Genomic DNA, 23,395 nt, shown 5'->3' with positions numbered 1-23,395 from the left:
TTCAGATGGTTACCTGGCGGTGGCTCGACACGAAGGCGGCCAGGCTGGCCGGCGTGCGGAAATGGTGGGCGAAGCTGGAGACGTCCTCGCTGTCGAGATTGAGCCGGTAGGCCTTCTTCAGGGCCAGGCCCAGCTCGAAAGCATCGATGGAGTCGAGGCCGAGACCGTCCTTGAAAAGGGGCTGCTCATCTTCGATCTCTTCGGGCTGGATGTCCTCGAGGTCAAGGGTTCGGATGATGAAGTGCTTGATCTCGGTCGTCGTGATGTCCTGCATGGGTGGTTTCCTGGTTGAAGCGACCTTCGAGCCAGCGGGTCAGCTTTCGAGCGGCCAAAGGCGCCGGTAGACCCTCAAGGTCCGACCAGGGCACCCCCAGCTGCTCAGTGGCTCGAATGCAATAATCGCATGAATCCCGGGGGATCTCGAACCACCTGTGACCCTTGGCCAGCAGGGGTGGGGCGCAGGTGAGCAGGAGGGGCAGAACCGGGGGCCGGGACCGCAGGATCAGATGGGCAGCCCCCCGGTGGAAGGCGTGCGGCTGGTGTGGATCCGTACGGGTGCCCTCGGGGAAGAGCAGCAGGGCCTCGCCCCGTTCCAAAGCCAGGGCGCCCGATTCGATGACCGAGTCAGGGCCCAGCGCGGGGAGGTAGCCCGCGGCCCGCACCACCCGGCCGAACAAGGGGTTGGTCCAGATGCCGATTTTCACCACGCAGGTCAGCTGCTCGAGGAGGGAGAGCAGCAGGACGACATCGAGGTAACCCGGGTGGGTGGCCAGGATCAAGGTCCCATCCAGGTCCTTGCGTTCCGGCAGACCCTCGGTCCGGATCTGGAACAGACCGGCCGTGGAGAGGAACCAGACCATCGCCTTGAAGAACCGATGGATGACCCACCGTGTGCGTCTCTGCAGCGCGGAAGGCCCTCCGGGGAACAGGTGCAGCAGGGGCAGTCCGATCAGCGAGAAGAGGATGCCGCCGAGCCCCAGCGCGGTAAAGCCAGCGGCGCTGGCGGGAATCTTGATGATCCGGCGCATGCTTTCAATCCACGCGCCAGATCCAGGCGCCATCCGCACTCGACCAGGGCCCCCCGGGCGCTTCGAAGTCGGTGGCCCTCGGGCCCTCCCGCAGGCCCTGGACGCCTGGCGTGCGAGCCTCGGGCGCCCAGGTCAGGACCAGATGGTGGCGGGCGGGAAGGCCGATCAACAAGGCCAACGCATGGAGCGGCTGGGGAACCACGTCGAAGGTGGCCAGCAGGGGCGGCAGGGGGGCGTCCCCGTGAACGAGGAGCACGGGAACATCAGGCCCCGCCGTGTGGATGGCGTGCGCTTCGACCAGACCCCAGGCAAACGTCTCGGGGCCGGCGGCTAGCGAGAGGGAGGGGCTGGGGTCTCGGCGCGCGATGGACCAGATGCCGGCCGTGGCGTTGTGGACGTTCATCGTGAACTGCGCAGGGGAAGGCTGGAGGCCCTGGGCCAGATCATCCAGTACGGGCAGGGTTCGGGACGCCTCGCCGTGTCGGGAGCAAAACACCGAGGGCATGGGCCCCAGGTTGCCCACGGCCCGATGAGCGCAGTGCAGCATGCCCCGGCCCAGGGGACTGAGGCGGCGCCGGATCAGGGGATCGAGGAAGGCCACGTCTGGGGCACCCGCGGCCTGGTCCAGGAAGGGGGATAGGCTGACCGGCCCCGCCTGGGACCAGACCGAAGCCCTGAGGAGGGGGATCTTGAAGGTATGGGGCATCGGGTGGTCCCGGGGGCCGGGCGGCGGGAACAGGTCTGCTTAGGGAACGGCCACGACCCTGGCCTTGCCGGCCAGGACGCTCATGAAGACTTCGTCTGTCAGAAGGTGGGTGAGGACGTCCATCACGGTGTCGCTGAGCACTTCGTGATAGTTCTCGAGCTTGTAGGACCGGCCGAAGCGGGTGGCCTTGCCCGACACCATGCCCCGCCAGACCACCTTGTCCCCGGCCTTCACCTGGAGGATGAGCCTCAGCTCACCTTGGTAGGTGCCGGTCTCGATGACGGAAAACCGGACCAGCTCACTGCTGACGACCAGGCTGCCGGCGGTGGGCTTGTCCACGATGGGAAGGCCGACGCCCTGCAACTGCTCGACCAGCTGCTTGGTCAGGTAGGCCGGCACATCGTCCGAGGTGGTGACATAGCGCACCTGGGCCTTCTCCCGGTTCTCGCCGATCACGGTCTTGTCCTTGCGGGTGTCCGTGATGGGCAGGAAAACGATCTGCTTGCCCGTGAAGGGGGTGAGGTTGAGGGTTCCCACGGAATCCAGGAGCTTCGACGTGGGCTTCCACACCAGGGGTGTGGCCAGGCTGGGGCCATCGGCCGCCAGGAGCCCGGACATCAGACCGGCGCAGAGGAGGAGGGATCGGAGGGGTGAGCGGAGACGCATGGAGGCTCCTTGGTGAAGGGCAAGGCTCTGGACCAGGAGGCGAACAAGGCTGGAGGCTCACACCCGGGTCCGGACCCAAGAGTCAGGAAAGGACAGATGCAGGAACGATACCCTGTGAAACAAGGCTTTGGCTACCAGTCTGGGGATCTTTTCGGGGCTCAGCGGCCGGTTGGATCCTTCGTGATGGCGTCTTCCCGGAGCCGTTCGCCGCCCACCACATGGAAGTGAAGATGGAAGACGCTCTGGCTGGCGTTGGTCCCAGAGTTCGAGATGAGCCGGAACCCATCCTCGAGGATGCCCTGGTCCTTGGCCACCTTCACGCAGGCGCTGAGCAGGGCGGCCCGGGCTTCCACGGACAGGTCATCCAGTTCCTTGAGGCTGGCCACATGCTGTTTGGGGATCACCAGGAGGTGGACCTTCGCCCGGGGTCGGATGTCCCAGAACGCCAGCACGAACTGATTCTCGTACACCTTTCGCGAGGGGGCGGTGCCGGCCACGATGCGGCAGAAGACACAGTCGGGATGAGCGTTCGTGGCGGAGTCCGGAGCCAGGGCCGAGGCGGACGGAACCTGGCCTGGCAGCGCAGCGCCAAGGATCAGGACGGCAACTGCGGCCCGCAGGCTCTGGCGAATCATCGTTCGCTCTTCTTGTTCGCCTCGTGCCGAGGCTCACATGGGTTCGACCCACCGAAGCGCATCGAACGCATCGTTCTGTTCGCCTCGCGCCGAGGCTCACATGAGTTCGACACACCGAAGCGTATCGAACGCGTCGTTCTGTTCGCCTCGTGCCGAGGCTCGCATGGATTCGACCCAACCATGCGTTACCTTCCGCTCTTCTTCCAATCGGCCAAGAACCCTTCGACGCCCTTGTCCGTGAGGGGGTGCTTCAGCATCTGGTCGAAAACCTTGGTGGGGATGGTGGCCACGTGGGCGCCCGCCAAGGCCGCGTCGGTAACGTGGCGGGGCTGGCGGATGCTGGCGGCGAGGCACTGGGTGTCGAAGCCGTAGTTGTCGAAGATGGCCACGATCTCCCGGATCAGCTCCATGCCGTCCAGGTTGATGTCGTCCAGGCGGCCCACGAAGGGCGAGACGTAGGTGGCACCGGCCTTGGCGGCCATGAGGGCCTGGGTGGCGCTGAAGCAGAGGGTGACATTGGTGTGGATGCCCTCGGCACTGAGCGCCTTGCAGGCCTTGAGGCCTTCGGCGATGAGCGGCAGCTTCACCACCACGTTCTTGTGGATCTTCGAAAGGCGACGGCCCTCCTCGATCATGCCGGGGGCCTCCAGGCCGATGACTTCGGCGCTGATGGGGCCGTCCACGATGCCGCAGATCTCCGCGATGATCTGCTCGAAGGGCTTGCCCGTCTCCTTGGCAATGAGACTGGGGTTGGTGGTCACCCCGTCCAGCACACCCAGGGCGTTGATGCGCTTGATCTCGTCTATGTTGGCGGTGTCGATAAAGAACTGCATGGGAACTCCGTAGAGGCGGGAGGTTGAATGTGAGACGGACCAACCGAAGGATTCAGGCTCTTTCGGCCCTGAGCCTCGCAGAGGCGAGGAGGAACGGCATGCGTGGCTCCCGAAAGAAAGGTCAAGGAAGACCCGTGAGGAATCTCCCTTGGACGGCCAACCATCTTCTCAGGGATTGGCCCGACAGGCACGTGCTCTAATCGGGAAAGGGCCTTGGGCCGGCAGGCTAGGGCTGCTCCTGGTAGAGCACCCAGAGGCGACTCAATCCGTCAGGTGCGCCATACATCTGAGGGAGAAGCAGGTAAAACCTGTCGGAGGGGTCGAAACCCAGAAGTGGACCCTGAATGGGGTCGAAATACCCAAGCGGAACACCGAGCAGGGTGCCCGAGCTCCAGACGCTCAACATGTTGCCCGTGGAAGTGGAACTGTAGGCGAGGGCAAAGCGTTGTCTGCTCCCCGTGACTGCGAGGGAGGAAATCGTGAAGGCGTCCGGGAAGGAAGTTGTGGCCAGGACCTTCTCGGGGAGCCAGGAGCCGGCTTCCTTCTGGAACATAACCAGCTCCGTCGTGCCGCTGTCCGGCGTGTAGTCCCGGGACACGAAGGCCCTGAAGGCGTCAGGGGCGGGGGCGAACCCTGCCATGGAGCCATAGTTGCGTCCGGAGGTGATCGTCTCGGCCGTCCAGATCCCATTCGCCCGCGTCAAGTGGAGGAGATTCACTGGCGTTCGGGCCAGGATGTGGGGCTGGCCGGTGGGGTCGACGACCAGCTGGAAACCATAGAGAGCAGTGGAATCGTTGAGGCCGCTCAGGTCATCAACCACATAGCTGCCATCCGATTGCCTGACTGCGTACATCAGGTCCTGAACCTGAGGTCCCTTCTGCCAGGCGACGTGCAGGTGATCCTGTGCATCGAGGGAGAAGGTCGGGGGGCCCACGATGGACTGGGGCATTTCCTCGGTCTGCCAGCCACTGGAAGCCTTCCAGGCGTGTTCATTGATGATGTCCTGGACGCCCGGAGCGACCTGGTGGGAATAGACGAGGTGGGGCTGATCGAGGCTGTCCAGCAGAAAGTAAGGGGTGTTCCAGAACTGTGCATTGGCCGGGGTGAAGGAGGTCCAGGAATCGCCTACCGGCGTGTTCACCTGGATCTCCATATTTCCCGGAGCCCCCGACAGGTACCAGGCTCCCTGGCTGCTGCGGCGGACTGCACGCGCAGAAGGCAGGACGACGGTGGACGGGATGACGGTCGAGCCGAATCCAGGGAGCAGGGTGGCCATGGGGACAAACGGGGAGGAGGCGGGGTTCACCCCGGGTTTCCGGTTCTCCAGGCGGTAGGTGTAGTAGCCGGTCGTGAGGTGCAGATCGTCGTAGGAGGTGGCTCCGGGTGGCAAGGAGGCCACTTCTGTTTCCAGGGCGCCCAGCCCGTCATCGAATCCCGAGACTCTCAGGATGGCGACCGTCGAGGCGATGTTGCTGGGGTTGAGCCAGGTGATCCGGGCGCCTTCCAGCAGCGGCGTGATCCGGACCTGTTCCGGGGACTGCATGAGCATGTAGGCACCATCGTAGGAGGTGTCCTGGGCGAAGTCCTGGCCCTTGCTGTAGGTCACACGGTAGCGGCTCAGGGACTCTTCCGGGGCGTCCCGGTCGGCCCAGAAGGTGACACCGAAAGGAACGCCCGGAACGGGGGTCCAGACGGTGTCTGCGCCCACCTGGTTTCCCCGTTCGAGCTTGAGGGTATCGGCCGTCAGGCTGTTGTTCTGCCAAGAGATGCCGATGGCGTTCGCCGGGTGGGAGAAGGGACCGAGGGTGGGGGGCCGCAGTCCGGTGCGGGCGGTCGCTTCGTTGCTGTAGTCCGAGGCCGTGCCGTAATTGAGCGCCCGCATCCGAAATGCAAAGGTCGTGATCTCCGGAGCGTCTGCCCCCGCATCATAGAACACCACGCTCTCGGAAGTGGGGCCCGGACCGCTGTAGATTGTGGTGTAAGGGGCGGTCCCGACGCGGACCTGGATCTCCAACCCCGTGGTGGGCGTGTCCGGTGGTAGCCACGCCAACCGGAACAAGGCGGGAGCCTTATAGATGCTGGCGGTCAGCGCGGTGGGGCCGGTGCGGGTCGCCTGCGGGTCCTGTCCCCCTGCGCCACCGCAACCCAAGAGGACTAGGGTGAACATGAAAACAAGAAGCCGGTGAGCCGGAGTGCCAGCCATTGATGACCTCGGAGGATTCGACAATGGTAGGCCGTTTCCTTATCCGCAACCGATCAGAGGGTGTGCAAGAGGGGGCGACCCGGGCGGGATAGGAGGGTCCCGGAAAGGCTACACTGTCGGAACTGCGGAGGAATGCGCCATGGTCAAGCCCGAGATCAAGGTGCTGGACAAAGGCTTCGTCCGGCTCATCGACCACATGGGGTCGGACCTGTCCGTGGTGAACGCGGCGCGGGTGTCCTTCGGCAAGCGGAAGGAGGCCTTCGAGGAGGGCGATGCGAAGCTGATCGGCTACCTGGCGGAGCACGAGCACACCTCGCCCTTCCGCCATACGGCGCTGACGCTGCATGTGAAGGCACCCATCTTCGTGTTCCGCCAGTGGATGAAGCACCGCATCGGGTCGGAGTTCAATGAGATCAGCGGCCGCTATGTGGAGTTCCCCGAGGATGAGTTCTTCGTGCCCGAGACCTTCCGGAAGCAGGCCAAGGTGAACAAACAGGGCAGCGAAGGCGAGATCGACGAGGCCAACCGCGCCCGGGCCATGGAGAGCTACCTGGCGAGCTGCCGGGGTGCCGTGGCCCACTACAAGGAACTGCTCTCGCTCGGCGTCTGCCGGGAGCAGGCCCGCTGCGTGCTGCCCGTGGGGCTCTACTCCGAGGTCTACTGGACCGTGAGCCTGCAGGCCGTGGCCCACTTCATCCGCCTGCGGACGGACAGCCATGCCCAGTGGGAGATCCAGCAGTACGCCGCCGCCGTGCGGTCGGTGGTGGAGCCGATCTACCCCGTGGGCCTCAAGGCCCTGCTGACCTCCGGCAAGGGATGACCGCGCCGCCCCTCAATCCCGCCCTGTTCCATTTGGACAAGGAGCACCTCTGGGTCATGCACTGCTCCGAGGGCCCCGTGCCCCGGGCCACCCTGCGCGTGGTGCGGTCCTTCATGTTGAAGGAGCTGCGCCCCTGGGAGGTGTGCTGGGAGGAGGACTTCCAGGGCATTCCGGCCGCTTTGCGCGCCGAGGCAGCGGCCCTGCTGGGTGGGCGGGCCGAGGACATCAGCCTCAGTCCCAGCACTTCCACGGGTCTGGTGACGGTGGCCCAGGGTTTCTCCTGGGTCCCCGGCGACGAGGTGCTGGCGCCGCTGGGCGAGTTCCCCTCCAACGCCTGGCCCTGGCTGGCCCTGAAAGCACGGGGCGTGACCTTTCGCGAAGTGCCCCTGTGGACAGGCCACCGGGCTGGAGCCGAGGCATGGTCCAGCCTTCCCCCCACGGCCGAGGCGGACCCCGAGGCGCGGCTCATCGCGGCCCTGGGTCCCCGCACCCGCGTCCTGGCCGTCTCCTGGGTGCGCTTCCAGGACGGGCTGAAGCTGGACCTGCAGCGCCTCGGGAAAGCCTGCCGGGAACGGGGCGTCCATCTGGTGGTGGATGGCATCCAGGCCGCCGGCACGGTGCCGGTGGAGTTGACCGACCTCTCCGCCTTCGCCACGGGGGGGCACAAGGGCCTGCTGGCGCCTCAGGGCATGGGCTTCTTATGGACGGAAGCAGGGTTTAGACAGTCCCTGTCGCCTTCAGGCACCTGGCTGTCGGTGGAGCAGGCCACGGACTTCTCGCGGCCTTCCACGGACTTCGCGCGGGCCTGGCTGCCGGACGGCCGGGTCCTGGAGCCGGGTGGACCGAACCTGCTGCAAGCCTCGGCCCTGCTGGAATCCCTCCGCCTGCTCAACGGGGCGGGAGTCGCGGCCATCGCCACCCATGCCGCAGGGCTTCAGGCCCGGCTCTTGGACGCCCTGGAAGGCACCACCTGGGCCGCGGAAGGGAGGCGCTTGCGGAGGCTGCTGATGGCAGGACGGCTGGGGTCCTTCCTGGCCTTCCACCATGGGGGGGCGGGAGCGGATCACCTGCAAACCCTGCTTCAGACGGGGTACCAGAGGGGCATCTTCACCTCCGTGCGGGAGGGTTATCTGCGGGTCGCCTTCCATGGATTCCACACGGAAGCGGATGTCGACCGCATCGCGACGTGGCTCCACGGATCAGCCAGCTGACCTTGGCCCGGATCACAGCGTCCCGGCTCATGTTGCCACATCTAGCGAGGTATCATCGCTATCAGAAGCCATCGCCCGTCTCCAAGCACTTCATTGATAATGGCCTTCTGAGGAGTTGCCATGCGCATGCTGTTCGCCGCCCTGCTGTCCCTCCCCCTGTTGGCGGGCGGTGGGGGCACCGTGGCCTTCAAACAGACGGCCTTCATGGCCGAGGTGGCGGCCACGGACCAGGAAAAGGCAAAGGGCCTGATGTACCGCCAGAGCCTGGCCAAGGACCGCTGCATGTTCTTCGTCTACAGCGAGGATGGCGACCATGCCATCTGGATGAAGAACTGCCTCATCGCTCTGGACGTGGCCTGGGTGGACGCCGAGGGCCGGGTGGTGGAGACGGCTGAACATGTGCCCCCGTGCAGCCCCATGCGCGGCGACGACTGCCCCACCTACGGGGGGACAGTGCCCGCGCGCCACTTCATCGAATTTGCCGCCGGCACGTTCAAGCGCATCGGATTGAAGAAGGGCGACCGGCTGGGCTGGGAACTCGTCCTGGACGAGGGCCGCACCCTTCGTGGCGGGGCCCCCCTGCCCAAGGCCCGCAAGAAGTAGCGCGCCCTATTCAGCGCCTTTGGGCACGCCCTTGCGGGGCGGGCGGGTAAGGGTGCGCAGGTGCTCAGGAGCGGGTGGGAGGTCTGCCAGTTCCAGGGGGCTCAGGCGGTCCGCCAACAGCTTCCACGCACGGGCCTGGCGGGGCAGGCGCTCGGCTTGGATGACCTCGAAGCCCTGGGCATAGCTCACGAAAGGCGGCATGACCAGGGCGAAGCCGGTGTACAGAAAGGCGGGCAGGCGCATCCAGTCCGGCTCTGCCGCGGGGCCCGGGCTGGGCACGGCGAAGAGGGGGTGCACGCCGCCATTGATCCAGAAACCCTGGGGCGAGTCGTGGCGGGGGTAGACGAAGACCCGGCGGCGGTGCATCAGGGTGAAGGGTCCCACTCGATGTTGTTCCACGGGTTCGATGCCGGTGCCCTCCAGGGCTGGGCCAGCGCTGCGGTCCGGATGGCCCACCACCTGCACCACCTGCCGTCCACCCCCCTTGAGCTTCCGGAAGATGGTGCGCAACTCCTCGGCTTCGTCTCCCTCCACCGTGCCCTGGCTGGGCTTGAGATCTCCCAGGAGGGCGATCTGGGCGGGCGCGTAATCATCGATGAGGCTGAACACCCGCTCCCAGATCTCCGTCTGCTGAGGGGGTGGCAGGGGATCCGGGCGGCGGCGGCGGGCAGCGCCCATGCCGAAGAAGAGGTCGGCCAGCACCAGTGTCTTCTGGCGGGGCAGCCACACGGCCCGCCGGCTGTCCAGCACCACATCCGGGTTGAGCTTGACCTGCAAGGGAGCCTCCGACCTTCCATTGGAACACAGGGGGCCCCAGAATCCGGTGATGGGGGTTGGGCCTGCTTCGAGGCCCAACCATTGGAGGCACTGTGAGCCTGGATCCAAACCACCTGCTGGCGGGCCTGGGCACGGGCCTTTGTGGCGGCCTGCTGTCCGGCCTGTTCGGTGTGGGCGGGGGCGTCGTGATGGTGCCCTTGCTGGGTCTGGTGCTGCACCTGGACCAGCATCGCGCGCAAGGCGCCACGCTGGCCGCCATGCTGCTGCCTACCGGCCTGCCCGCCGTCATCCAGTACCGCAGCCGGGGCATCCACACCAGCCTGCGCCTGGTGGGAGTGTTGGTGCTGGCCTTCCTTTTTGGCATCTACGGGGGCTCGGTGGCGGCCAACCTCATCCCTTCCGAGCCACTGCGCTGGGGCTACGCGGCCTTCCTGGTGTTCCTGGCCCTCAAGACGTTCTTCCGCCACGAGCCGCCACCTGTGGATCGGACCGTGGAGCCCTTGGATCTTTCCTCGGGCCTCTGGACGGCCGGGCTGCCCATCGGCCTGCTGGCCGGGGTGGTCTCGGGGCTCACAGGACTGGGCGGTGCGGTGGTGGTGATTCCCCTGCTGGCTGCGCGCTTCCGCATGACTCAGCATGAAGCCCAACTTACGAGCCTCGCCATGTTGTTGCCGCCCATCGGCCTGCCGGGCGTGTATGTCTACGCCAAGGCCCAGGGTGGCCTGCCCTGGATGGTGATCGCGGGCGTGGCTGTGGGGTTCGCTGCCGGGGCCCTGGCGGGTGCCCGCGTGGCCACTCGTGTGCATGGGGGGAAACTGAAGCAAACCTACGCCGTGGTGGTGCTCCTCATGGCCCTGCTGGTGGTGTTGCGGGGCCGCTAGGCCCCTCTTGCGCTATCCTCGAGCCGGAGGTTGCCGTGTCCCTGGATGCCCCGACTCCCCTCTACGTGGGGGAGCGCCTGCGAGACCTGATCCTGTGCTACGCGGGGCCCTGGGCCTTCCTTCCTTACATGCGGAACCGCGAGGACGCGGAGCTGCTTTGGCATGCCCGCCAGGGCGTCATCCTGGCCTTCGCGGAATGCACCGTGACTCTGGCCCTGCTCATCCTGGGCCTGTTCCCCATCTTCGGGGCGGTCTCGGTGCGCTTCTTTCTGCCGCTCTGGCTGCTCTGGTGCCTCGGCATGTCGGTGACCAGCGTCCTCCAGGCCACCAAGGGCAAGAAACACCGCATCCCGGTGGTCCACCAGTTTGTGGATTACCTGTAGTCGCGCCCATGTGGGTCGCGGAGTGCGCGACTGAATGTCGCGCACGGAGCGGGGCCCCACAGGAAGCGAATCACGCCGGGCTGGGTCCGACATTCAGGATCAGCATCGCGTCGCCGTAGCTGAAGAACCGGTAGCGCTCGCGCACGGCCTCGGCGTAGGCGGCCTGGGCCAGGTCCAGGCCGAGCAACGTCGACACCAGCACGAAGAGGGTGCTTTCCGGCAGATGGAAATTGGTGAGCAGGTGGTCCGCGGTGCGCAGGCGATAGCCGGGTGTGATGAAGAGGCGGGTGGCGCCGCTACGCGCCAGACGTGAGCCGTCCCAGGCCCCTTCAAGGGTGCGCAGGGCGGTGGTGCCCACACAGAGCAGGGGCTGTGCTCGGTTTCGGAGCACGGGTTCCAGGACCTCGGCCGTGGCCTCCGGGATCTCGAAGCGCTCTTCGTGCATGGCGTGGTCTTCGAGGCGTTCGGCCGTCATGGGCCGGAAGGTGCCCAGGCCCACGTGGAGCCGCACCGGATGCCAGCCACAGCCGCGGGCCTTCAGCGCGTCGATAAGCGCCGGTGTGAAGTGGAGGCCTGCCGTGGGAGCCGCCACGGCCTCGCCCTCTCTGGCTGCAAAGACGGTCTGGTAGCGGGTCTCGTCCTCGCCGTCGGCCAGGTGGTCGATGTAGGGCGGCAGGGGCAGACGGCCGATGCGGTCAATCTCGTCCCAGTCCAGGCCGTGGTCGGCGTGGACCCGCACCGTACGCAGGCCCTCGGGCAGGGTGGCCAGGATGTCCAGGCGGGCCAGGTCCGCGCCGGAGACGGGATCCACCACGGTGGCCGAGGCCCCCGGCTTCAGCCGCGCGCCGGGCTTCACCAGGGCCTCGAAGGTGCCGCCCCCAAGGCTCCGCAACAGCAGGGCTTCGCCCGCCCCGCCCCCCGCGCGCCGCAGGAAGAGGCGGGCGTGGCGCACCCGCACATCATTGGGCACGCAGAGGCTGCCCGCGGGAACGAGACCGGGCAGCTCCCGGATGGCGCGGTGAGACCAGGTGCCCGTCCGCGCATCCACCACCAGCAGCCGCGCCCCATCGCGGTCGGCCGTCGGGTGCTGGGCGATGAGTTCCGGCGGGAGGTCGAAGTGGAAGTCGGAGCGGAGCATCAGGCTGGCGTCACGCTTCGGCGAACTGCAGCCGATGCAGTCGCGCGTACTCGCCATGGCGGGAAAGCAGATCATCGTGGTTGCCTTGCTCCACGATACGGCCCTGCTTCATGGCGCAGATGCGGGTGGCGCGCTGGACGGTGCTGAGGCGGTGGGCGATGACGAGGGTGGTGCGGTCCTGCATGAGGGTTTCCAGGGCGGCCTGCACAGCGCGTTCGCTCTCGGTGTCCAGGGCGCTGGTGGCTTCGTCGAGGATGAGAATCGGCGGATCCTGCAACAGGGCCCGGGCGATGGCGAGGCGCTGGCGCTGACCTCCGCTCACACTGGAGCCTGTCTCCGCCAGGGGGGTGTCATAGCCGTGGGGCAGGCCCATGATGAAGTCGTGGGCGTGGGCCTTCTTCGCGGCCACGATGACTGCTTCGCGGCTGGCCTGCTTGCCATAGGCGATGTTGTCGTGGACGGTGTCCATGAAGAGCAGGGTCTCCTGGGTGACGATGCCGATGATCTTGCGGAGTTCGCGGGGATCGAAGTCGCGCAGGTCGATGCCGTCGAGGGTGATCCGCCCGGCGGTGGGGTCGAAGAAGCGGGGTACCAGGTTCACGAGGGTGGTCTTGCCCCCGCCGCTGCCACCCACCAGGGCCACGGTCTCCCCGGCGCGCACCTCGAGGTCGATGCCGCGCAGGACGGGGTGCTTGTCGTCGTAGGCGAACTCCACGCCTTCGAAGCGCAGGAGGGCGGGTCTTGCGGGCACGGGCTTCGGATGCGGGCTCAAGGGCAGCTCCGGCTTCCGGTCCAGCATGGAATAGACCCGATCCAGGCTGGCGGAGGCCACCTGGATCTCGTTGTTGAGCTTGGTGAGCCGGCGGAGGGGATCGTACAGAGCGTAGATGGCCAGGATGTAGGTGAGGAAGTTCTCGGTGGTGAGCGTGCCTGCCTTGAAGCGTCCCGCGGCATAGGCGGCAAGGCCCGCCAGCAGGAAGCCCCCCACCAGCTCCATGATCGGGGTGGAGAGGGCCGAGGCGCGGGCGCTCTTCATGCCCAGGCGGTAGAGCTCGTTGTTCTGGACCTGGAAGCGGCTGACCTCGTAGGATTCCCGGGCGAAGGCCTGGACCACACGGATGTTGCTGAACACTTCCTTCAGGCGCTGCAGCAGGCGGCTGGAGGCCTCCTGGTTCCGGTGGTTCACTTTCCGGATGCGCTGGCTGAGGCGCTTCACGGGCAGCACCACGAGGGGGCCGGCCAGGAACAGCGTGAGGCTCAGCTTCCAATCCATGTAGAGAACCGTGGCCAGCATGGTGACGGCCACGCAGGTCTCGCGCACAGCCTCCGCCAGCTGGTTGCTGGCGATGCCCTGGACGGCGCCCACATCGCTGATGCTGCGCGTGATCAGCTCGCCCACGGGATGCTTCTGGAAGAAGGCCGGCTCCTGGGTCAGCAGGTGGGCGAAGAGGCGTTCGCGGAAGGCCTGGGTGGCGCGGATGCCACTGCGCACCATGAGCAGGGTGCCGGCGTAGGTGAAGAGGCCCTTCAGGGCGAAGAGCAGCACCAGCACCAGGGGCACCAGCAGGCCCGTGCGCAGGGCGGAGGCCTCGGGCAGGTGGGCCAGGACCCAGGCGCGCAGGTGCTCCAGTTGGCCGAAGAGGCCGCCCTGGGCGAGTCCCATGGCGTGGGCCTTGCCATCGTCGAACACGAATTTGATGGAGGCGATGAGGGCGCCCTGGCAAAGGCCGGCCAGGAGCAGGAGCAGCGAGGCCCCCGCGATAAGGGGGGCATGGGCTCGAAGGTGGTCGTTGAAGAAACGCAGGAGTCGCGACATGGTCAGCGACCAGCTTAGCCGGTCCGGCCTGCGCTACCGTCACGGTCGGCTATTCGACTGTCACCGTCACCGTGCTCTTGCCGTCATCCAGGCTGAAGAGTTCCGTGCCCTTGGGGGCGTTCAAGGCCTGGTCCATGAGGCGCTCCAGGTCCACCCCCTGCTTCTTGGCCTGGCGCAACTGCTCATCGGAAAGGTACCCCCCCACGGCCCGGGCCAGACCCAGGGTCAGCCGCACGGTCAGGGCCTCAGGCTTGGTCCGCTCCTTCACCCGGATCACCAGAAAGCGGCCCTGGGTGGGCCCGGTGGCCAGGGGCTGGACACCCATGGACTGCAGCGCCAGGCGGCAGGCCTCGGAGGAGAGGTCCGCCCGGAGCCCGGCCTGGAGCACCGGCACGGCGCGGGCATCCCTGCGCTTGGCCAGCTGGAGGGCCGCGGCGATGCGGATTTCCTCGCGCTCGTCGGAAAGGGCCGCCGCCAGACCGGCCTGGGCGGCAGGGTTGTCCCACTGGCGGATGCCCCAGCAGCGCACACGGTTGAGCTTGGCTTCCTTGCCCAGCATGCGCTGATCCGGATGTCTGGCCAGAAAGTCGGTGTAGGCGTCGGCGGCTTCATCCCACCGCTGGTCCTGCTCGAGGCTGGAGGCCAACCAGTAGCGGGCATCTACAGCCCGGGACGAGGCGGGGAATTCCCGGAGCAGTGTGCGGTAGGCCTGGGCGGCCTGGTACCAGCGCTGAGCGTACCGCAGGTCGCGGGCCTGCCGGAACAGGGCCTCCGCGGGGTTCTCCGGGGCCACCAGCACAACCGCGACAGGCATTGGAGCGGCGGGGATCACCAGGGCCGATGCGGCCAGGAGGAAAGCCAGGGTCATGCGCCGTCTCCCCTCAGGCGACGCTCCATGCGCTCCGCTTGGCCTTCCAGGTTGTGGGCGGCGGCCCACTGCCGGAGCTCGCGGACTCGCTCGACGCTGAGACAGTCATCCTCGAAGGCCACCTCAGAGAGCCAGGCGTGCAGGTTGGCGCGGGTGGCTTCGGCCTCTTGGATGGGCGCGCCCTGGGCGGCGAGTTGGTGGCTGGCTTCCAGCAGAACCAAGGCCGTCTCGCGCTCCTGACGGCGGTCCTCCTCGCCCTTCTTGCACAGGGCCGGGTTCTGCTCGAAATCCTGGAGCAGGCTGGAGCTCTGCCGGAAGAAGGCGATCCAGGCGCGGTCCTGGGTGCGCTTGCGAGCCAGCTGCTCGAGGCGGGCGGTGTCCTGGGCCTGGGCCCGGAGGCTCTGGGTGTGCTGCACGGTATAAGCGGCAGGGATCAGGGCCACCAGGAGGACGGCGGCCGCGGCCAAGGTCCAAGAGCTGGTCCAGCGGGTACGAGGGGCGGGGGCCAGGCTCTCGGCCAGGACGGGGCCGTGGCAGCCAAGGGCCAGATGGAGCTCCAGCAGCTCGGCCAGCTCCGCCTGTTGGGTGGGATCCTCCGGCCAGAGCTCGGGCTGTTCGAGCAGCTCGAAGCCCCGGGCCTCGTCCAGGAGGCGGGGATCAGGTCGGTGGAGAGGGGCGGGGGTCATGGCTGGGGTCCAAGGGTCTTGCGGAGCTTCTGGAGGCTTTGGAACAGGGTGGCTTTCACGGTGCCTTCGGCGCAGCCCAGATCCTGGGCGATCCGTTTCACCGGATGTTCCTGGACGTAGTAAGCGAGCACCATGGCTCGCTGGCGGGGGGTCAGGCCGTCCAAGGCTCCGCGCAGAGCCTGGATCCGCCGGCTTTGGTCCACGGATTCCCAGGGTGAAGCCTGGTCGGGGTCCGGAGCGTCAAAGGTCTCGGGAGGGGGTACCTCTCGCCCTCGTCTACGCAGATGGTCCGTCGCCGCATTAGCCGCCAGCGTAAAAAGCCAGGCGGCCACGGGCCGGCCCTCCTCGAAACGTTGACAATGCTGGAGACACTTGAGAAAAACCTCCTGGACCAGTTCCTGGACCACCCCGGCCTCGCCCTGCAGGCGCCGGTGGAGGAATGCGCAGAGGGGGCGCTCGAAGCGGGCCATGAGGTGGGCCAGGGCCTCCTCCCGGCCGGCTTTGAGCTGGGCCATCCAGAACTCAGGGGACGTGGTCTCCGACGGAAGGGCTCCGGGGGCGCCCGCAGGCTGGGGTGTGGCCTCGCTCATGCCCTGGGGATCCTGGTCGGCAGACTGAAAGAGAAGCCCGGCTGGCCCAGCTTCTCCATGACCAGTTTGAGCTGCTCTGGGGTGAGGGCGCAATGCAGGCCCACGCGGCGCTTCTCCTGCATCAATTGGGGGGCTGCGCCAGGGGCGGACTGCACGGCATTGGCGGCGGCCACCAGCCGCTGGAGCCAGGGCGTGACCTGGTTGATGCCCTCGGGTGTGCCCGCGAGGGCCAGTTCGAACCGGATGGGCTGGTCCGTCTGCGCCGGTGGTGTGATGCTCCAGAAGAGCGCGTCGACACCTTGAGGCAGATCCTGGACGAAGCTGCCTTGCAGGTTCTTGCGCAGGCCGCCCAGCAGGGCCTCGGGTTGGAGGTAGCCCTGGAACGGGGCGCGGGCGCTGATCCACTCTGCCGCGAGCGCCGCGTCCGGTTGGGAGGCGAGACTGTCCTTGGCGGCCATGCGCTGGAGGGCCTCCAGTGACCCGATCCAAAGCTGCCCCTTTTCGTCGCTCGCGGCGCGGATATGGGCCTTCGCTCCCTGGGCCTCCAGATCAAGGATCACGTGGAGGGGCCAGTCCCGGCCGTGGAGGCGCAGGCTTCCCTCCTGGGGGAAGGACTCGGCCAGAGCCGCCACCAGGGCCGTTGGATCCGCGAACTGGTTCAGTTGGATGAGCACATGCTCAAGGCCCTTCTGAAGGTTCTGCTCGCCCTGTTGCGGCACGCCCATGACATGGAAGGTCACCCGGCCGGTTTCGGTCCGCGGGTTGATGCGGGCCTTCTGGAGGAAGATGTCGAGGGCCCGCTCCACCATGGGATCCCGGGAAATCAGGGACTGGACCTCCTTGTGCGTGAGCATCCAGGCCGCTTCGCCGGAAAAGGCCGCCACGCTATCGGCCGGTGCCGCCTCCACCCAACCGGGAACGCGCGGCTTGGGCCGGCAGGAACCCGCGAAGGGCAGGCAGAGCACAACCACCGCGGCGGGAATCAGAATGGCGGCGGGGCGGCGCATGAGGGCTCCTGGACTTGGGTTACGGGGCGGTGGTGCTCCCGTTTACCCGAGGGTCCGCAAGGTCGCGGGAAGGTGGGGGCTGCGAAGAAGTTGCTGCTGCTCGGCCTCGGATAACAGCCCCCAGATCCGGGCGGAGGCTTCTTTCGGGGTTTTGGGGTTCAGCAACAGCTCGGACATGATCGCGGCGTGGGCCATCAGGACCGGGTGGCTGGCGATCTGCTCGAGTACGGCGCGCGGGGTCAGCTTGTTGCGGGCCAACCGGAGCAGGATGCCCGGGTCCAGCTGGCGGTCGGACACCATGCGCCGCAGCGTCTCCTCGTCCTGGAGCACTTCCTGGGGCAGGTGGCGCATCAGCTCGCCACCGGAGGCGCGGAGGGCGGCAATCCGCTCGGACACATCCATGTCCTGGTAGAGGGTGCGAAGGGTTTCCAGGGCCTGGCGCTTGACCTCCAGGTGCTGGAGCCGGGGGTCCCGCAGGATCTCGATGGCGGGCTTGAGGCCCGGCAGGTTCGCCAGAAGGCGAAGGGCCGTGGTTTCCGTCAGATGGGGATGGTGGATCAGGGTCTCGGCCACCAGTGGATCCTTCTGCCAATTGGCGTGGGAGGCCACTTGCTCAGCCCGGCCACGGTCCAGGGCGGGCAGGGTGGACGCCAGCATCCGGGAAGTGAGCGCCGGATTCTCCAGGGCCAGGCGGAAGACTTGCGGATCCGGGTCCTTGAGCACCTGGATGATCTGGTCCTCCTGCGTGGCCTGGGTGGCGAGAAAGACCCGCTCTTCCATGCTGGCCCAGCGCCCGTCCTCGCCGCGCTCAGGCAGGGCCGACGAAAGCCCAGACCGTTGACGCACCAGGCGATCATAGAAGTACTTCACCACCCGCAGCAGCTGTGGGGACTGCCGTTTGGCCCAGTAGGTGACGTACTGGTACTCGCCCTCCTCCAGCTGGGTGAAGAGGCTCACGATGCGTCGGAGGGAGGCCGGGTGCGCCGCGCCCCGTTCCAGCGCCGCCACCAGGTGGGAGGCGAGGGCCAGGCGGCGGGAGAGGCCAGCTGGACAGCCCGGGGCCTCCTGGATGCTCTCGCGCACAGGTTCCCGGAAATACCAGCGAGCCTCGGCGTAGACCTCTTCAAAGAACTCCGGCACGGCGCACAGTCCCAGGGCACGGCGGATGAGATCCTCGGAAATCAGGGGATTCTGGAGGGCGACCATCCGCAGCTCGGCGTCGGCATCCACCAGGAAACCCAGGAGTTCATCGGGCTGGGCGGTCTGCTGGGCTCGGGCGAGACGGTCGCCCCGGTGCAGGATGGGGGCCGAGGCCTGGGGCGGCGGGGCTTCCGGCAGGGCCGTGAGAGCCTCCCAATCCGTGTCCTCGCCAGGCAGCGGAGGCAGTTCCTGGGTGTTCCCGGTGGCGGAGACGGATTTGGCAATCAGCTTGGCCAGCAGCTTGGCCACGGGTTTCAGGTCGGGATTCAGCTGCGAGTAGAGCGCCTTGACGGCCTCCGAGCGGTCCTTCTTATCCGCTGGGGGCGCCTGGTCCATCTCCCTCATCTGGTCGAAGAGGGAGACCACCATCTCCAAGTCGCGGCGGATGGCCTCGGGGGTGGCCTCGTTCTCGGCCAGGCTGAGGAGGATGGGCCAGTGGGCCAGCCAGTGGGGTGTGCGGGCCATGAGGGTCAGCAGCCGGGGGGAGGCCAAGGACCGGGCCAGGCCCTCCAGCATGTAGACCTGGCTTTCCGTGGGCAGCTGGGGGCGGATCAACGCCAGATGGCGGAAGTGGATCTGCTCAGGTTCCGTGAGGCTGGCGAGGAACGCGCCTTCCGCTTCCTTCACGGTCCCTCCGGTCAGGCGCAGGCGGCTTGCAGGAGGGCCAGAAGTCCGGGATCTTCGCGGAAGAGCAGGGCGTCCACCAAGGCGCCCTTGAGGCCAAGATGGGCGCGGGCCGCGTCCAGATGCCGGAGGGAGGTGATGCTGCCGCCCATCACCAGGGGCAGGCCCGTGGCCGTGGCCAGGGCCTCGGCGGTGGCAAAGTCGGGATCGGCGCCAGGAACCTCGGGGATGTCCACGAAGAGCAGACGCTTGAAGCCGTAAGCCTTGGCCCGCAGGGCGAGGTCAAGGGCGCTGAGGTTGGCGGTGTCCACCCAGCCCGAGCGATGCACCTGGCCTCCGCGGGCGTCGATGGCCGCGGTGAGGAAGGGCTGGAACCGCGCCATGAGCTGTTCCGAGACGAGTGACGACTTGTGGAGGATCGTTCCCGCCACGAGCCAGACCGCGCCCTGATCAATGAAGAACTGGGCCTGATCGGAGCTGCGGATGCCGCCGGCCACCTGGATGCAGACTTTGCGATCCCGGGCCTGGCAGCGTTGGAGGATCTGGGCGATGAGGTCGCGGTTGTTGCCCTTGCCCAGGGCGGCGTCCACATCCACGAGGGCCATGCGTTTGGCGCCCTCATCGAGGAGGCGGGCCGCGAGGTCCAGCGGTGCTTCCGCAGAGGGACCGCCCTGTCCCGTCGTCGGGATGACACGGCCATGCTGGAGATTCAAGGTTGGGTAGATCTTCAAGCGGACACCCCGGTAGACCGGTAGATGGGAGTGTAACGCAAGGGTCAGGCCTGTGAGGATTCCGTGAGCAGGTCGAGGAGCTGCCGGGCGGCATCACTCTCCGCCCGCTTGCGGGAGGAACCCCTGGCCTCCACGCTGAGGTGGCCCACGACCGCCCGCACGGTAAAGAGGGGAGCGTGGCCGGGACCGGACTGAGCGACCTGGTCATAGGAAGGGGCCGGCAATCCTAGCCGGGCGGCCGTTTCCTGAAGGGTGGTCTTGGGGTCCAGCCGAGACCAAGCCTCCGGATCGGCCTGGCGGATGGGTTCCAGGAAGCGGGCTTCCACCAGGGCCATGGCGGCGGCGTTCCCGTCCCGGCCCGAGGCCTGGGCGTCCAGGTAGACCGCCGCCAGCAGGGCTTCCAGGGCATCGGCCAGGGGCTTGGGCCCCATGGGCGGGGCCTTGCGCGGATGGATGGCGCGCAGAGTCTGATCGAGGCCGAGATCCAGGGCCCACTGATACAGCGAATCCGTGCGGACCAGAACGCCTCGGAACTTGCTCATGGGCCCTTCCTGCCAATCCGGCCGCTCCCGGTGAAGCAGCAGCGCCACCGAGAAGTTCAGCAGCGCATCCCCGAGGAATTCCAGCCGCTGGTTATCTCGCACCTTGCCAGCCGAGGTGTGCGTGAGCGCCTCCTGGAGCAGGGTCCGGTCTGAGAACTGGTAACCCAGCCCGACCTCCAGGTCCGCCAGTCCATCGGAGCGCTTCGCCATGGTCAATCCGCCAGATCCGGGGGGAGCTTCCGGTTGAACCGGGCCTGATTGAGGACCGATCGGAACCGGATGTTCCGCGTGGCCATCTGCCCCAGGATGCCCTGGCGGCGAGCCTCCCGGAGTTCCTGGACGAACTCACCGGAGCGGCCCTGATCATGGAGCACGACGGCCAACCACGCGTGCGCGTTCACATTATAGGGATCGGCCTTGATGGCCTGCCGGAACCCGTGGATGGCCTTATCGGGCTGGCTGTCCGCCAGCTGGATGGCTTCACTCAGGGACACATTGCCCAGGTTCAGCCGCTCGTGGGTCTGCAGCTTGTCGAGCTTCTCGGGTTGATAGAGTTCGGGCTGGTCGATGGCGCGCGGTTCAGCGACCTTGGGGCCTGCCGGCCGGGATTCCTGGGGGCGGCTTTCCGCTGTCACTGTTTCCGCCACCTGGGCCGTTCGCAGGGCCTCAGGCTTCGCCTTCACGTCCCCGTGGTTCGCAGCGCCCAGGTTGGCCGGGGCAGCGCCCTCCGGCGCGGGGTGGGAGGTATCGGTCTTCGTATCAACCTGGCTTGGGAGGGCGGGCGTGACGTCCGCGGTCGGAGCGCCATTCCGGTGGAGAGCCCACCAGCCCGTGCCTCCAGCTGCTGCGAGGACCAGGGCCGCGAGTCCGATCCAAACGCCCCGCTTCCCGCTGGCGGGCCGGGTCGGAGGGGTGGTGGCCACCGGGGGAACCAGGACTGCCGGGGCCTGAATGGTGGGGGCGGAAGCGGCTGGCAGGGCCGGGGCGGGGGCCGTGGGCGCGGCGGCCTGAAGCCGCGATGTCGCCTCCTCCAACTCTCCGGTCCATGAGGGATCCTTCGCGGCGCGCAGAGCCTTGGCGAGGTCCTCCGCGGTCTGGAAGCGTTCGTCAGGATTCTTCGCCAGAGCACGGTCCAGCACGGTGCGGATGGCGGGGCTGATCCCCTGGAGTTTCTCGGTCTCGATGGGATCCGGGGGCTCGTTCACGATCTTGTAGAGCACCGTGGGCGTGGTATCACCGGAGAAGGGTTTCCGGCCGCTCAGGCTCTCGTACAGCATCACGCCTACGGCGAAGAGGTCACTGCGAGGGTCAGGCTTGCCGGTGCGGATGTATTCCGGCGCCATGTAGCTCACCGTGCCCATGACCATGCCCGTGGCGGTCATGTCCGAGTTGCTGATCTTGGCCACCCCGAAGTCCATGACCTTGGCGTGCAGGCGCCGCCCGTCGCGCTGGACACGGACGTTGGTGGGCTTGATGTCGCGGTGGACGATCTGCTGGCGGTGGGCGAAGCCGAGGCCGTCGCAGACCTGGGCCAGGACTTCAAGGGTCTCTGAACGGCTGAGCGACTGATCCTGGAGCAGCTCGTCCAGGTCGTGGCCCTTCACGAACTCCATGGCGATGTAGAGCACGCCCTGGTCCTCGCCGAATTCATAGATGGTGACGAGGTTCGGGTGGTTCAGCACGCCAGCGGCCCGCGCCTCCCGGGCGAACCGTTCTTTGGCCTCGCCACCCTGAGCCGCCGCCGGGAGGATGGTCTTGATGGCCACCTCCCGGCCGATGGAGGGATCGACACCGAGGTAGACTTCACCCATAGCGCCATTCCCGAGGACACGCTTGATCTCGAATTTCCCGAGCTTCTCGAACATGGGAAGGTCCCCTGGATGCGATGAGGATGGAGGGACAGCATAGGTCCTGTCCTCTTCCGGGCCAAGGGACTTGGGATAATGCGGCATTCAGGAGGCTCGTTTGGACTGGCGCCCTGGCGAGGAACATGCAAACTAGAATTCACACTCCGGAGCCACCGGTGCCCGAAGTCCGCCTTCGCCACTTCCTGCCAGCCCTCATGGGATCGTTGCATCAGCAGCAGGCCGAAGGCGAACTCGTGCTGGAACAGAACGATGGCACCCGCAGGCTCTACTGGCGCGGAGGCGATCTCGTCTACCTGCGGAGTGATGCCGTCGGGGAGCAGTTCGGGAACTTCCTCATCCGGCGCGGCGTGCTGGACATGGCGTCCCTGAAGGGTTTGCTGGCCGATGGCGAAGGCTCCCGCATGGGAGACCGCGTGGTGCAAAGCGGGCTCATGACCGTGGCCGAACGGGACAAGCGCCTGCATGAGTTGCTGGGCTCGGTGCTGCTGCACGCCATGGAACACACGATCCTGAAGATGACCTGGATTCCCGGCGTGCTGGAAGACAACCTCAGCGGGGATCTGCAGTTCTGGCTGGACCATCGCCGGCTCGTGTGGGACACCTTCCAGAACGCCAAGATCGACAATGAGTTGGTGGAAATGTTCCGCAGCGAACTGGATTGGCGGTGGGGAGCCGGACCGGATCTGCTGAATTCCCTCAGCGACCTGCCGCTCACCCCCACGCTGGCCTACGCGCTGTCGTTGCTGGGCTCCGAACCCCTCGGCTACGAGACCATCGGCTCGCTCTCCGGCATGTCGCCTGCGGACTCCGCCCGACTGGTGGCGACGCTGTGGGCCCTGGGTGGGTTGAGTCTGGTTCGAGGCGAACTCCCGCTGTTGCCCAAGGAATCCGCCGCGCCCTCCCCCGCATCCAGCGAGACCCCCGAACCCGTATTCGAGGCCAGTCCGGTGCTCGAACTCGAAGCGGATCCAGAGCCGATCCTGTTGATCGAGGAGGATTACGGTCCTCCTCCCAGGGCCCACACGCCGCGTTCCTTGCCGCCCCCACCCCTAGAGGCCATAGAGCGGGCCTTTTCCGAACCGACACCTTCGGTCCTCCCCCTGCTCCAGTCCACGGCCGATGAAGAATCACTGTCAGCCCCGGAACGGGCCCATCATCTATTGGTGAAGGCCAAGTCCTACGTGATGCAGAACCGCACCAGCGAGGCCATCCGCGCCCTCGAGCAGGCCATCAAGCTGGACGGCGATTCCCCGGCAGCCTACGAGGCGTGGTTGCTGCTAGGCCGGCTGCGGCTGGGGAATCCCGCCTGGTCCACTCGTGCCGTCGAGGCGCTACAGGTGGCCTCGCGCATCCGGCCCCAGGCCGCCGAACCCTGGGCCCTGATGGGCGAGCTCTACCACCGCAAAGGCTTCCACGCCAACGCCCAGGGCTGCTTCCGCCGCGCGCTGGAACTGGATCCTTCGGTAGCGGTGCCATCCGACTATGGCGGCGAGGCCGGTTCCGAAATGGCGCGGGGCGAGAGTGGGATCATGGGCCGCCTGCGCGCCATGCTCGGCCGCGAAAAAGGCTGATCGCGTAC

At 67.1% G+C, this 23,395-nt stretch carries 24 protein-coding genes; 6 read left to right on the top strand and 18 right to left on the bottom strand.

The window, feature by feature from the left end; translation table 11 throughout:
- Nucleotide 1 precedes the first annotated feature (1 nt).
- The 7 genes from NOV74_RS12105 to NOV74_RS12075 form a co-directional block, all read right to left on the bottom strand.
- The gene (locus NOV74_RS12105; protein ID WP_257312803.1) at nt 2-274 is read right to left on the bottom strand and encodes a phosphopantetheine-binding protein; all 273 of its coding nucleotides are present in this window, start codon (nt 272-274) and stop codon (nt 2-4) included.
- Complete coding sequence (locus NOV74_RS12100) at nt 222-1,028, bottom strand: lysophospholipid acyltransferase family protein (RefSeq protein WP_257312800.1); 807 nt, start codon at nt 1,026-1,028, stop codon at nt 222-224. The genes NOV74_RS12105 and NOV74_RS12100 overlap by 53 nt, the downstream gene beginning before the upstream one ends.
- 4 nt (nt 1,029-1,032) lie before the next feature.
- On the bottom strand, nt 1,033-1,734 hold the full coding sequence (locus NOV74_RS12095; protein ID WP_257312796.1) for a beta-ketoacyl synthase chain length factor: 702 nt from the start codon (nt 1,732-1,734) through the stop codon (nt 1,033-1,035).
- A 39-nt stretch (nt 1,735-1,773) separates the two neighbouring features.
- The gene (locus tag NOV74_RS12090) at nt 1,774-2,400 is read right to left on the bottom strand and encodes a YajG family lipoprotein (RefSeq protein WP_257312794.1); all 627 of its coding nucleotides are present in this window, start codon (nt 2,398-2,400) and stop codon (nt 1,774-1,776) included.
- Between the two features lie 158 nt (nt 2,401-2,558).
- On the bottom strand, nt 2,559-3,035 hold the full coding sequence (locus NOV74_RS12085) for a histidine triad nucleotide-binding protein (protein ID WP_257312791.1): 477 nt from the start codon (nt 3,033-3,035) through the stop codon (nt 2,559-2,561).
- A gap of 185 nt (nt 3,036-3,220) precedes the next feature.
- Nucleotides 3,221-3,868: a fructose-6-phosphate aldolase gene (gene fsa, locus NOV74_RS12080; protein WP_257312789.1), complete on the bottom strand. Its 648-nt coding sequence runs from the start codon at nt 3,866-3,868 to the stop codon at nt 3,221-3,223.
- 226 nt (nt 3,869-4,094) lie between these two features.
- Complete coding sequence (locus tag NOV74_RS12075; protein WP_257312786.1) at nt 4,095-6,035, bottom strand: hypothetical protein; 1,941 nt, start codon at nt 6,033-6,035, stop codon at nt 4,095-4,097.
- 175 nt (nt 6,036-6,210) lie between these two features.
- On the opposite strand from NOV74_RS12075, the gene thyX reads away from it, so the two are divergent.
- From thyX to NOV74_RS12060, 3 genes are all read left to right on the top strand, one after another.
- On the top strand, nt 6,211-6,891 hold the full coding sequence (gene thyX / locus NOV74_RS12070; RefSeq protein ID WP_257312784.1) for an FAD-dependent thymidylate synthase: 681 nt from the start codon (nt 6,211-6,213) through the stop codon (nt 6,889-6,891).
- Nucleotides 6,888-8,102 (top strand): aminotransferase class V-fold PLP-dependent enzyme, encoded by a 1,215-nt coding sequence (locus NOV74_RS12065; protein WP_257312781.1) that lies wholly within the window; start codon nt 6,888-6,890, stop codon nt 8,100-8,102. Before thyX ends, NOV74_RS12065 begins: the two co-directional genes overlap by 4 nt.
- A gap of 120 nt (nt 8,103-8,222) precedes the next feature.
- A complete protein-coding gene (locus tag NOV74_RS12060; RefSeq protein WP_257312779.1) occupies nt 8,223-8,705 on the top strand; it encodes a DUF192 domain-containing protein in 483 nt (160 codons plus the stop codon).
- A 6-nt stretch (nt 8,706-8,711) separates the two neighbouring features.
- Here NOV74_RS12060 and NOV74_RS12055 read toward each other — a convergent pair whose 3' ends face one another.
- Complete coding sequence (locus NOV74_RS12055; RefSeq protein ID WP_257312777.1) at nt 8,712-9,482, bottom strand: metallophosphoesterase family protein; 771 nt, start codon at nt 9,480-9,482, stop codon at nt 8,712-8,714.
- A 92-nt stretch (nt 9,483-9,574) separates the two neighbouring features.
- Here NOV74_RS12055 and NOV74_RS12050 point away from each other — a divergent pair, with 92 nt between their 5' ends.
- On the top strand, nt 9,575-10,363 hold the full coding sequence (locus NOV74_RS12050) for a sulfite exporter TauE/SafE family protein (RefSeq protein ID WP_257312775.1): 789 nt from the start codon (nt 9,575-9,577) through the stop codon (nt 10,361-10,363).
- Nucleotides 10,364-10,398: 35 nt separating this feature from the next.
- Nucleotides 10,399-10,746, top strand: coding sequence for a hypothetical protein (locus NOV74_RS12045; RefSeq protein ID WP_257312773.1), 348 nt, complete (start codon nt 10,399-10,401; stop codon nt 10,744-10,746).
- A gap of 70 nt (nt 10,747-10,816) precedes the next feature.
- On the opposite strand, the gene queA is transcribed toward NOV74_RS12045, so the two are convergent.
- Genes queA through NOV74_RS11990 form a run of 10 tightly spaced genes read right to left on the bottom strand, consistent with a single transcriptional unit; the run spans nt 10,817 to nt 21,813 of the window.
- Nucleotides 10,817-11,941 carry a tRNA preQ1(34) S-adenosylmethionine ribosyltransferase-isomerase QueA gene (gene queA, locus NOV74_RS12040; protein ID WP_257312771.1) on the bottom strand — a complete coding sequence of 375 codons (1,125 nt, stop codon included), beginning with the start codon at nt 11,939-11,941 and terminating at the stop codon, nt 10,817-10,819.
- On the bottom strand, nt 11,895-13,700 hold the full coding sequence (locus tag NOV74_RS12035) for an ABC transporter ATP-binding protein (protein ID WP_257312769.1): 1,806 nt from the start codon (nt 13,698-13,700) through the stop codon (nt 11,895-11,897). Before NOV74_RS12035 ends, queA begins: the two co-directional genes overlap by 47 nt.
- 49 nt (nt 13,701-13,749) lie before the next feature.
- Nucleotides 13,750-14,568 carry a tetratricopeptide repeat protein gene (locus tag NOV74_RS12030; RefSeq protein WP_257312767.1) on the bottom strand — a complete coding sequence of 273 codons (819 nt, stop codon included), beginning with the start codon at nt 14,566-14,568 and terminating at the stop codon, nt 13,750-13,752.
- On the bottom strand, nt 14,565-15,254 hold the full coding sequence (locus NOV74_RS12025) for a hypothetical protein (RefSeq protein ID WP_257312764.1): 690 nt from the start codon (nt 15,252-15,254) through the stop codon (nt 14,565-14,567). Before NOV74_RS12025 ends, NOV74_RS12030 begins: the two co-directional genes overlap by 4 nt.
- Nucleotides 15,251-15,844: an RNA polymerase sigma factor gene (locus NOV74_RS12020; RefSeq protein ID WP_257312761.1), complete on the bottom strand. Its 594-nt coding sequence runs from the start codon at nt 15,842-15,844 to the stop codon at nt 15,251-15,253. Before NOV74_RS12020 ends, NOV74_RS12025 begins: the two co-directional genes overlap by 4 nt.
- Nucleotides 15,841-16,851 carry a hypothetical protein gene (locus tag NOV74_RS12015; protein WP_257312759.1) on the bottom strand — a complete coding sequence of 337 codons (1,011 nt, stop codon included), beginning with the start codon at nt 16,849-16,851 and terminating at the stop codon, nt 15,841-15,843. The genes NOV74_RS12020 and NOV74_RS12015 overlap by 4 nt, the downstream gene beginning before the upstream one ends.
- Before the next feature lie 42 nt (nt 16,852-16,893).
- A complete protein-coding gene (locus NOV74_RS12010) occupies nt 16,894-18,678 on the bottom strand; it encodes a hypothetical protein (protein WP_257312758.1) in 1,785 nt (594 codons plus the stop codon).
- Nucleotides 18,679-18,689: 11 nt separating this feature from the next.
- Nucleotides 18,690-19,406 carry a HisA/HisF-related TIM barrel protein gene (locus tag NOV74_RS12005; RefSeq protein WP_257312756.1) on the bottom strand — a complete coding sequence of 239 codons (717 nt, stop codon included), beginning with the start codon at nt 19,404-19,406 and terminating at the stop codon, nt 18,690-18,692.
- 44 nt (nt 19,407-19,450) lie between these two features.
- Nucleotides 19,451-20,158, bottom strand: coding sequence for a ribonuclease III family protein (locus NOV74_RS15370; RefSeq protein ID WP_306672469.1), 708 nt, complete (start codon nt 20,156-20,158; stop codon nt 19,451-19,453).
- A gap of 2 nt (nt 20,159-20,160) precedes the next feature.
- On the bottom strand, nt 20,161-21,813 hold the full coding sequence (locus NOV74_RS11990) for a serine/threonine protein kinase (RefSeq protein WP_257312755.1): 1,653 nt from the start codon (nt 21,811-21,813) through the stop codon (nt 20,161-20,163).
- Between the two features lie 158 nt (nt 21,814-21,971).
- Here NOV74_RS11990 and NOV74_RS11985 point away from each other — a divergent pair, with 158 nt between their 5' ends.
- On the top strand, nt 21,972-23,387 hold the full coding sequence (locus NOV74_RS11985) for a tetratricopeptide repeat protein (protein ID WP_257312753.1): 1,416 nt from the start codon (nt 21,972-21,974) through the stop codon (nt 23,385-23,387).
- Nucleotides 23,388-23,395 lie beyond the last annotated feature (8 nt).

Source organism: Geothrix fuzhouensis, assembly GCF_024609325.1.
Lineage (GTDB): Bacteria > Acidobacteriota > Holophagae > Holophagales > Holophagaceae > Geothrix > Geothrix fuzhouensis.
The sequence above is the reverse complement of the archived record's forward strand: the minus strand, read 5'-3'. Positions and strand labels throughout refer to the sequence as shown.

Bases quoted from the DNA above. Each gene is read 5' to 3' on its own strand.
- thyX (WP_257312784.1), top strand. From the start codon at position 6,211: ATGGTCAAGCCCGAGATCAAGGTGCTGGACAAAGGCTTCGTCCGGCTC.
- NOV74_RS11990 (WP_257312755.1), bottom strand. From the start codon at position 21,813: ATGTTCGAGAAGCTCGGGAAATTCGAGATCAAGCGTGTCCTCGGGAAT.
- NOV74_RS15370 (WP_306672469.1), bottom strand. From the start codon at position 20,158: ATGGCGAAGCGCTCCGATGGACTGGCGGACCTGGAGGTCGGGCTGGGT.
- queA (WP_257312771.1), bottom strand. From the start codon at position 11,941: ATGGCGAGTACGCGCGACTGCATCGGCTGCAGTTCGCCGAAGCGTGAC.
- NOV74_RS12030 (WP_257312767.1), bottom strand. From the start codon at position 14,568: ATGACCCTGGCTTTCCTCCTGGCCGCATCGGCCCTGGTGATCCCCGCC.
- NOV74_RS12035 (WP_257312769.1), bottom strand. From the start codon at position 13,700: ATGTCGCGACTCCTGCGTTTCTTCAACGACCACCTTCGAGCCCATGCC.
- NOV74_RS12100 (WP_257312800.1), bottom strand. From the start codon at position 1,028: ATGCGCCGGATCATCAAGATTCCCGCCAGCGCCGCTGGCTTTACCGCG.
- NOV74_RS12015 (WP_257312759.1), bottom strand. From the start codon at position 16,851: ATGCGCCGCCCCGCCGCCATTCTGATTCCCGCCGCGGTGGTTGTGCTC.
- NOV74_RS12105 (WP_257312803.1), bottom strand. From the start codon at position 274: ATGCAGGACATCACGACGACCGAGATCAAGCACTTCATCATCCGAACC.
- NOV74_RS12025 (WP_257312764.1), bottom strand. From the start codon at position 15,254: ATGACCCCCGCCCCTCTCCACCGACCTGATCCCCGCCTCCTGGACGAG.
- NOV74_RS12090 (WP_257312794.1), bottom strand. From the start codon at position 2,400: ATGCGTCTCCGCTCACCCCTCCGATCCCTCCTCCTCTGCGCCGGTCTG.
- NOV74_RS12060 (WP_257312779.1), top strand. From the start codon at position 8,223: ATGCGCATGCTGTTCGCCGCCCTGCTGTCCCTCCCCCTGTTGGCGGGC.
- fsa (WP_257312789.1), bottom strand. From the start codon at position 3,868: ATGCAGTTCTTTATCGACACCGCCAACATAGACGAGATCAAGCGCATC.
- NOV74_RS12065 (WP_257312781.1), top strand. From the start codon at position 6,888: ATGACCGCGCCGCCCCTCAATCCCGCCCTGTTCCATTTGGACAAGGAG.
- NOV74_RS12095 (WP_257312796.1), bottom strand. From the start codon at position 1,734: ATGCCCCATACCTTCAAGATCCCCCTCCTCAGGGCTTCGGTCTGGTCC.
- NOV74_RS12020 (WP_257312761.1), bottom strand. From the start codon at position 15,844: ATGAGCGAGGCCACACCCCAGCCTGCGGGCGCCCCCGGAGCCCTTCCG.
- NOV74_RS12085 (WP_257312791.1), bottom strand. From the start codon at position 3,035: ATGATTCGCCAGAGCCTGCGGGCCGCAGTTGCCGTCCTGATCCTTGGC.
- NOV74_RS12075 (WP_257312786.1), bottom strand. From the start codon at position 6,035: ATGTTCACCCTAGTCCTCTTGGGTTGCGGTGGCGCAGGGGGACAGGAC.